This window comes from Blastococcus sp. CT_GayMR19, assembly GCF_004570385.1.
GTDB lineage: Bacteria > Actinomycetota > Actinomycetes > Mycobacteriales > Geodermatophilaceae > Blastococcus_B.
Genome location: NZ_SPQL01000009.1, coordinates 200,756 through 207,688, shown reverse-complemented (window position 1 = coordinate 207,688; position 6,933 = coordinate 200,756). Strand labels below are relative to the sequence as shown.

Sequence of the window (6,933 nt, the reverse complement as noted above, 5' to 3'; positions counted from 1 at the left end):
CCTGCGCCTGGGCGGCGGCGGCCTGGGCCGCGTCCCGCTCGCTCCGGCTGGCCACCAGCTGCTCGAGGGGACGCACGGCCTCGGCCGCGTCGCCCGCGGCCGGCGGGTTCGCGGAGACGCCCAGCTGCGAGGCGACGCTCACCGACTCGAGGCCGGTGGCGTCCGCCGAGGCGCCGGTACCCGCGCCCGTGAGCATGCCCACCAGGACGGCGCCGGCGACGGCGGTACCGAGGTAGAGCGCGGGCCGCCGGCCGGACACCGGCGGCCGGTGCGGCGCGGAACCCGGGCGGCGGGAGGTGCGGGCGCGGGACAGGGTGGAGGTGCGACGGCTCATGGGGTGCGGATGCTCCACAACGACGAGGCGCGGCAGGTCGGCGGGCGCGAGGCTCCGGCGAGCTGCTGCGGGCGGACGACTGGCGAGGCGGCGGGCCGTGGCCCGGAGGAAGAGGTCACCCCGGTACTGCAGTGGTCCCGGCACGCCTTCAGGCGATTCGGCTGTCCGGTGCCCGTCCCCTGGGTGGGGACGCTCGGCCGGACCTGGGACCCACGGTAGCTGCCGTTACCGATCCGTGACAATGGTGCGGGCGCATTCCCCGTGGTGATCCATCTCGCCCTGCACGCTCACGGGAGCCGCCAGACCGTGGTCCGGCGGACCTGGGGACCCTCGGTGTCCGGCACGTCGAAGGCGGCGACCGCGGTCAGCCGCGCCTGGGGCACGTACGGACGCCCCGGGTCACCGAGCAGGACCTCGGTGCCCCGCGCCCGTGCCGCGTCCAGGTACGGCAGCACGCGCTCGCTCATGGCGCGGTCGTAGCAGACGTCACCGGCCAGGACGACGTCCACGTCCGGCGGGCCGCTGTCGAGGACGTCCCCCACGACCTCGAACGGGCCGACGCCGTTGTCCGCGGCGTTCACGCCGACCGCCGTGGCACCGAAGGGGTCGATCTCGCTGGCGACGACGCGTCGCGCCCCGGCGAGCGCCGCGGCGACGGCGACCAGGCCGCTGCCGGATCCGAGGTCGAGCACGGACCGTCCCGCCACCAGGCCGGGGACGTCGAGCACGTACCGCGCCAGCGCCTGGCCGCCGGGCCAGGCCGCCGCCCAGAACGGGGGCTCGGACGGCGCCTGCCCGGTGCGGCCCTCCAGCGCCTCCCACAGCGCGACGACGTCCGAGGCCACCAGCAGCGTGACCTCCGGGACGAGCGCCGGCCGCACCGCACGGGTGTGGGCGCGGACGAACGCCTCGACGGAGCGCGCGGGCGGCACCCGGGCGGAACCCCTCAGACCGACGCCGGCGCGGGCCGGCCGGCGCGGCGGGCGATCAGTCTCCAGTAGGTGCCGGGCATCAGCCGCACCAGGACGTCGGGGACCTTGGCGCTCCAGCCGATGAGCAGCCGCGGACGGCGGTCCTCGATCGCCGCCATGATCCGGGCCGCGGCCGTCTCCGGCGGAATCGTGAGCAGCTTGGCGAACTGCCTGCGGCCCTGCTCGTACTCCTCGACCGGGACGCCGGAGCCGGTGCGCGCGCTCTCCGCGATCCGCGTCCTGATGCCACCGGGGTGCACGACGGTTAGGCCGACGCGGTCGTCGGCCAGCTCGTGCCGCAGCGCCTCGGAGAACCCGCGGACGGCGAACTTGCTGGCCGCGTACGCCGCCTGCCCGGCCGGGGCGAAGATGCCGAAGACGCTCGACACGTTCACCAGGTGCGAGCCGGGGTGCGACTTCAGGGCCGGCAGGAACGCGTGGGTCAGCCGGACGACGGCGCGGAAGTTGACCGCCATCACCCAGTCGAACTCCTCGAGGCTGACCTGGTCGAAGCGCCCGCCCAGCGCCACGCCGGCGTTGTTGACCAGCAGCGTCGTCCCCGGGTGGCCGGCGGCCAGGGCCTCGGCCGCCGCCGCGGTCGCCGCGTCGTCGGACAGGTCGACGACGTAGGTGTCCACCGCGAGGCCGGGATGGGCGGCGCGCAGTCCGTCGGCGACACCGTCCAGCCGCTCCTCGTCGCGGTCGACGAGGACGAGGTTGCTGCCGCGGGCGGCCAGCTGCACGGCCAGCGCCTCCCCGATGCCGCTGGCGGCCCCGGTGACGACGGCGGTGCCGCCCGCGAACCGGTACGCGTCCATCAGGCGGCCGCCCTCTCGGTCCGGGCCGCCGGCGGCGGCTGGAAGGTCATGCCCTCGTCGTCGAGGGGGCCGCGCCGCATCATCCGCACGTCGCGGAGATAGTTCTGGTGCAGCCGCCACGGGGTGCGCCGCCCCTGCTTGGGCAGGCTCGCCAGGCTCCGCTGCACGTAGCCCGACGCGAGGTCCAGGAACGGCTGGTCGGCGCCCTCGGGCGGCCCCACCGGCGTGGCCGAGACGTAGCCCCCGGCGTCGAGGTGCGTGATCAGCCGGCAGACGTAGCGGTTCACGAGATCCGCCTTCAGCGTCCACGAGGCGTTCGTGTAGCCGATCACCATCGAGAAGTTCGGAACGCCGGAGACCATCATCCCCTTGTAGGAGACCGTCTCCGAGATGTCGACCGGGTTGCCGTCCAGGTTCAGCGTCATCCCGCCCATCGGCAGCAGGTTGAGGCCGGTCGCCGTGATGATCACGTCGGCGTCGAGGTGCTCCCCCGACTCGAGCTCGATGCCCCGCTCCGTGAAGCGGGCGATCCGGCCGGTCGCGATGGAGGCGTCGCCCCGGCGCAGGCTGCGGAACAGGTCGCCGTCGGGCACCAGGCACAGCCGCTGGTCCCATGGGTCGTACGGCGGGTTGAAGTGCGTGTCGACGTCGATGGTCGACGGCAGCTGCTTCTCGGTGAGCCGGCGGATCAGCTTCCGGGCGGCGGCCGGCCGGCGACGGCTGAACTGGTAGAGCGCGGTGGAGAGGAGCACGTTCTTCCACCGCACGATCGGATAGGCGACCGTCGCCGGCAGCTTGTTCCGCAGCCACCGGGCCAGCGGGTCGCGGCCGGGGAGCGAGAGGACGTAGCTCGGCGTCCGCTGCAGCATGGTGACGTGCTCGGCGTCCGGCGCGAGGCTCGGGACGAGGGTGACGGCGGTGGCGCCGCTGCCGATGACGACGATCCGCTTGCCGGTGGCATCGAAGTCCTCCGGCCAGTGCTGCGGGTGGATCACCTCGCCCGCGAACTCCGCCTCACCCTCGAAGGACGGGCGGAAGCCCTCGTCGTACCGGTAGTAGCCGGAACAGGCGGTCAGCCACGAGCAGGTCAGCGTGACCGTCCGGCCGGTGTCGCTGCGGCGGGCGGTCACCGTCCAGCGGGCTTCGTCGGTCGACCAGTCGGCGGAGACCACCCGGTGGTGGAAGCGGATCCTCTCCTCGACGCCGTAGTCGCGGGCGGTGTCCTGGATGTAGTGCCGGATCGCCTCGCCGCCGGCGATGGCCGTGGAGTCCCGCCACGGCCGGAAGGCGTAGCCGAGGGTGAACATGTCGGAGTCCGACCGGATCCCCGGGTAGCGGAAGAGGTCCCAGGTGCCGCCGATGGCGCTGCGCGACTCGAGGATCGCGTAGCTCTTGCCGGGGAGCTCCTCCTGCAGGTGGCAGGCGGCACCGATGCCGGACAACCCGGCACCGACGATCAGGACGTCCACATGTTCCGGGACCACGTGCGCTCTCCAGTGGCTCGGCCGGCAGGGAGCCGGCCGCGGGTCGGCGCTGCCGCGCGAACTCTGCGGCACCGACGGTATCGACGCTCTGTCGAACGAGTCAACACGGTGTTGAGAAACGGCCGTCCGCGGGTAACCTCCGCACCGTGCCGAGCGACCCCTCCCTCGGCGTCCGCGGCCGCCGGCCGGCGCGGACGTCCGGCGACGACCGCGAGCTGGCGATCCTCGCCACCGCCGAGCGGCTGCTCGCGGAACGGCCGCTCAGTGCCGTCTCGGTCGACGACCTGGCGCGGGGGGCCGGCATCTCGCGTCCGACCTTCTACTTCTACTTCGCCTCCAAGGACGCCGTCCTGCTGTCGCTGCTCGACCGGGTCGTCGCCGAGGCCGATGCCGCGATGACCCAGGCGGAGGCCGTGACGAGCGGGGCTTCAGGGCGTCCGCCCGAGGTGGCCCGCGAGGCCTGGCGGCGGGCGATCTCGGCCTACCACGACACGTTCCGCGACCACCGAGGGCTCACGCTGGCCTGGGCCGAGGCCCGGTCGACCAATCATGAGGTGCGGGAGCTGTGGGCCGGGGTGTTCGAGGGCTGGGTGCAGCGGAGCGCCGCGGCGATCGAGGCCGAGCGCGCCCGCGGTGCGGCTCCCCCCGGAGTGCCCGCGCGCGATCTCGCCGTGGCCCTCAACTCGATGAACGAGCGGGTGCTGTACGCGACGTTCAGCGGCGACGGCCCCGCCGTCGCCGAGAGCGACGTCGTCGGGGTGCTGCTGGGGATCTGGCTCAGCGCGATCTACGGCTCCGCGCCGGCCGGCTGAGCGGCGCCTTCGTCAGAGGAGCGCCAGGACGGCGCCGGCCAGCCGGTCGGCGGCGCCGGGCGCCTGGGGCAGGAAGAGGCTGGGCTCGGTCAGCTCCAGTTCGAGGACCTGAGGGCGACCCGCCGCGTCCTCCACCAGGTCGATCCGCGCGTACAGCGCCGGTTCTGTTCCTGGCACGAGGTGGGGCAGCGCGTCGAACACCGCCTGCGCCACGTCCCGCTGTGCGCCGGTCGGCTCGACCGGACCGAGGTCCCCCCGGCTGTCCCGGTCCTGGCGGACACCCTCGCCCCGCTGCAGCAACGGCCCCTTCCGGACGGCGTGGGAGAACCGCCCCCCGAGGAAGAGCATCGCCGTCTCCCCCGACCGGTCGACGCTCGCCTGGTACGGCTGAACCATCGCCGTCCGGCCGGCCGCGACGAGTTCGCCGACGTGCGCCAGCACCTCCTCCGCGCGGTCCCAGCGCGCCGTGTCGCGGGACCCGGCGGAGACCGACGGCTTGACCACCCACTCACCCGCGATGGGGAGCTCCCCCGCCACGGCCGGGTCCCAGACCGTCGGCACCACGGGCAGGCCGGCCCGTTCGAGGTCCTGGACGTAACGCTTGTCGGAGTTCCAGCGCAGCATCGGCGCGGGGTTGCGCAGTCGCGGCACCCGGCCCGCCCAGGCGAGGAACTCGTCCAGCCGCCAGGCGTAGTCCCAGCAGGAGCGCACGACCGACAGCCCGTAGGAGTCCCACGCGACGGCCGGGTCGTCCCACCGGACGACGTCCGCGGCCACCCCGGCGACCCGGAGTGCGGCCTGGGCGGGGACCAGGTCCGGGTCGATCCGCAGGCCGCGTTCGGAGGTGACCAGGGCGATCCGGGGGGCGGTCGTCCCCGTCACTCGGGCAGGGTGGCGGCGCGTTCGATGACCGCGCCGAGCCCGCGCCCGTGGGCGCCGGTGCGGATCACCGTCACCGGGCAGGGCGCGTGGTGCACCAGCTGGTCACTCACCGAGCCGAGCAGCAGCCCCGAGAAACCGCCCCGCCCCCGCGCGCCCAGCACCATCAGGTCCGCCCCCTGGGCCGCGCCCATCAGCCCCTGCGCCGGCGACTTGTGGACGACGTGGCAGGTGACCCGCACGTCCGGATCGAGATGCGCCGCCCTGACGTGAGCGGTGAGCTCGTCGTGCACCGCCTTCTCGTAGTCGGCGAGCGGCGGCACGTAGCCGGGTTCCCAGGTGCTCGGCTTGGGCGCGGTCATCATCGCCCAGGCGCGCACCACGTGGAGGTCGAGGTCCGCCCGGCGCGCCAGCGCGGCAGCCCAGGCGAGGGCCTCCTGGGAGCACTTCGATCCGTCGTGACCCACGACGATCCCGCCGTCGATCCGCACGACCTCGCTGACGTCCTCGTCCACCGTCGTCCTCCTGTCCGGCACCGCGCAACTCGCAGCTCCACGGACAGCCTGCCACCGTCGCCCTGCCGGTGGCGGCAGCGGTCCTCCGCGGTGGCCGCGCCGGTCAGGAAGGGACGGACGCGACCGGCACGGATTCCACCGTGTTGCCGACGACGAGGAACCGCTCGGACGGGCCGGCGGTGGCGAGGGCCAGCGCCGCCTCGATCTGGTCGGTCAGCCGGCGCAGCGACGCCCGGGCGTCGTCCCGCTGGCGTTGCAGGTCCTCGAGCTCGGCCTGCACCGCCGCCAGCTGGTCGCGCGCCTCGGCCGCCTCGGCTGCCAGCCGGTCGCGCTCCGCGACGGCGCCGCCGACCAGCTCGTCCGCTTCTGCCCGCGCCTGCTCGCGCAGCGCCGCGGCGTCGGCGCGGTCCCGCTGGGCGAGGTCACGCATCTCGTCCGCGGTCGCGGCCGCGATCTCCTTGACCTGGCGCGCCTTGCGCAGCCGCGCGTCGGCCTCGAGCCGCGCCTCGGCCAGGATCTGCTCGGCCTCCTCCGCGGCGCCATCGACCATCGCCGACGCCTCGTCGGCCGCGAGCCGGAGGATGTCGCGCACCCGGTCGGTGACCGGCGAGACGTCCCTGCCCTTGGGGGTCTGGGCCAGCAGACGGCGGGAGATCTCCAGCTCGGCCGCGCATGCGCCGTACCGGGCCAGCACGTGCTCGGCTTCGCGGCGCGCGGCCGCGACTTCCCCCTCCGCCCATGCGACGTACTCGTCGACCTCGAACGGGTCGTAGCCGCGCAGCCGCGCGCTGAAGACGGGCGCGGTGGAGAGCAGGCCGTCCAGGCCCGCGCGCGGGAGGACGGCATGCCGTCCGGTCGCACGCTGGAGGAGGGCCCGCACGGACGGCGGGGGCACGCTCGGTCCGGACGCCGCCGCAGGGTCGGCGGTGGGCTCGCCGCCGCCGTCGGCCTCCCCGGCCCGATCGGGACCAGCGTCCTCGGTGCGTCGGAACATCGGCATCCGCTCCCTGCGCCGGCATGCGCCCGCCGGCATCCATGCCCGCGCGTCCGGGCGGCTGTGCTGTCGTGACGGACCATTCCAGAACCTGCGGGCCAGGCGGAAAATTGCTACCCGGCCGTT

Annotated in this window: 7 protein-coding genes and 1 pseudogene; 1 reads left to right on the top strand and 7 read right to left on the bottom strand. The window is 74.7% G+C overall.

Annotation, left to right across the window (positions count from 1 at the left end):
- The 4 genes and pseudogenes from E4P39_RS14355 to E4P39_RS14340 all read right to left on the bottom strand — a co-directional run.
- Positions 1-334, bottom strand: a pseudogene (locus E4P39_RS14355) (hypothetical protein); the annotation flags it as partial.
- Positions 335-621: 287 nt separating this feature from the next.
- Complete coding sequence (locus E4P39_RS14350) at positions 622-1,266, bottom strand: 50S ribosomal protein L11 methyltransferase (protein ID WP_135137251.1); 645 nt, start codon at positions 1,264-1,266, stop codon at positions 622-624.
- 14 nt (positions 1,267-1,280) lie between these two features.
- Positions 1,281-2,123 carry an SDR family NAD(P)-dependent oxidoreductase gene (locus E4P39_RS14345; protein ID WP_135137250.1) on the bottom strand — a complete coding sequence of 281 codons (843 nt, stop codon included), beginning with the start codon at positions 2,121-2,123 and terminating at the stop codon, positions 1,281-1,283.
- Positions 2,123-3,607: an NAD(P)/FAD-dependent oxidoreductase gene (locus E4P39_RS14340; protein WP_135137249.1), complete on the bottom strand. Its 1,485-nt coding sequence runs from the start codon at positions 3,605-3,607 to the stop codon at positions 2,123-2,125. Before E4P39_RS14340 ends, E4P39_RS14345 begins: the two co-directional genes overlap by 1 nt.
- 146 nt (positions 3,608-3,753) lie before the next feature.
- Between E4P39_RS14340 and E4P39_RS14335 the strand changes: the two genes are divergently transcribed.
- Positions 3,754-4,419, top strand: a complete 666-nt coding sequence (locus E4P39_RS14335; protein ID WP_135137248.1) for a TetR/AcrR family transcriptional regulator — start codon at positions 3,754-3,756, stop codon at positions 4,417-4,419.
- A gap of 12 nt (positions 4,420-4,431) precedes the next feature.
- On the opposite strand, the gene E4P39_RS14330 is transcribed toward E4P39_RS14335, so the two are convergent.
- The 3 genes from E4P39_RS14330 to E4P39_RS14320 form a co-directional block, all read right to left on the bottom strand.
- Entirely contained in the window at positions 4,432-5,301 is an 870-nt protein-coding gene (locus E4P39_RS14330) for a hypothetical protein (protein WP_135137247.1), read from the bottom strand.
- Positions 5,298-5,813, bottom strand: a complete 516-nt coding sequence (locus E4P39_RS14325; RefSeq protein ID WP_245159832.1) for a universal stress protein — start codon at positions 5,811-5,813, stop codon at positions 5,298-5,300. The genes E4P39_RS14330 and E4P39_RS14325 overlap by 4 nt, the downstream gene beginning before the upstream one ends.
- A 103-nt stretch (positions 5,814-5,916) precedes the next feature.
- Positions 5,917-6,807 (bottom strand): hypothetical protein, encoded by an 891-nt coding sequence (locus E4P39_RS14320; protein WP_135137246.1) that lies wholly within the window; start codon positions 6,805-6,807, stop codon positions 5,917-5,919.
- Positions 6,808-6,933 lie beyond the last annotated feature (126 nt).

Coding starts and splice junctions, on each gene's coding strand:
- E4P39_RS14345 (WP_135137250.1), bottom strand. CDS start 2,123: ATGGACGCGTACCGGTTCGCGGGCGGCACCGCCGTCGTCACCGGGGCC.
- E4P39_RS14320 (WP_135137246.1), bottom strand. CDS start 6,807: ATGTTCCGACGCACCGAGGACGCTGGTCCCGATCGGGCCGGGGAGGCC.